General features: G+C 45.9%; 1 protein-coding gene. It reads left to right on the forward strand.

Annotated elements, in window-relative coordinates; all coding sequences use genetic code 11:
* Positions 1–151: 151 nt before the first annotated feature.
* Positions 152–532 (forward strand): cytochrome c oxidase subunit 3 (locus JEM65_RS21255; protein WP_233530782.1); only part of this gene is annotated, 381 nt, incomplete at its 3' end.

Consider the following 532-nt stretch of genomic DNA (forward strand, 5'->3'; position numbering starts at 1 on the left):
CTGATTTTCTACTAAGAGATGAATTTTGCTTGCTAGAGCTCTGGTTTTATTAATTAGGATTATGGGGAAATGGTGAAAGGATGTGGCCTCAGAGGGAACCTTGGCGGGTTTCCACTCTATTATTGTTCAAGCAGGTTTGCGCTGAGGGATATTGCTATTTATTGTTTCGGAGATTTTTTTTTTCTTCTCCTTTTTTTGGGCCTTTTTTCACAGAAGTGTAAGGCCAAGTGTGGAGTTGGGGGGAAATTGGCCCCCCCTGGGAGTGAAAGTGTTTAACCCGGAAGAGATCCCTCTTTTAAACACTCTTATCCTGTTGGGCTCCGGAGTGTCGGTGACATGGAGACACCACGCGTTAATAGCTGGCAATTTGACCGAAAGGTCTGCATCCCTGGGAATTACGTTAATGCTGGGGGGCTATTTTACCCTGCTGCAGGGGGTAGAGTATTATGAGGCCTCATTTAGGTTTGCCGACAGAGTCTACGGAGCAAGGTTTTTTCTTGCAACAGGATTCCACGGGCTACATGTGATAGTC

It is taken from the genome of Gelidibacter salicanalis, from assembly GCF_016469035.1.
Classification (GTDB): domain Bacteria; phylum Bacteroidota; class Bacteroidia; order Flavobacteriales; family Flavobacteriaceae; genus Gelidibacter; species Gelidibacter salicanalis_A.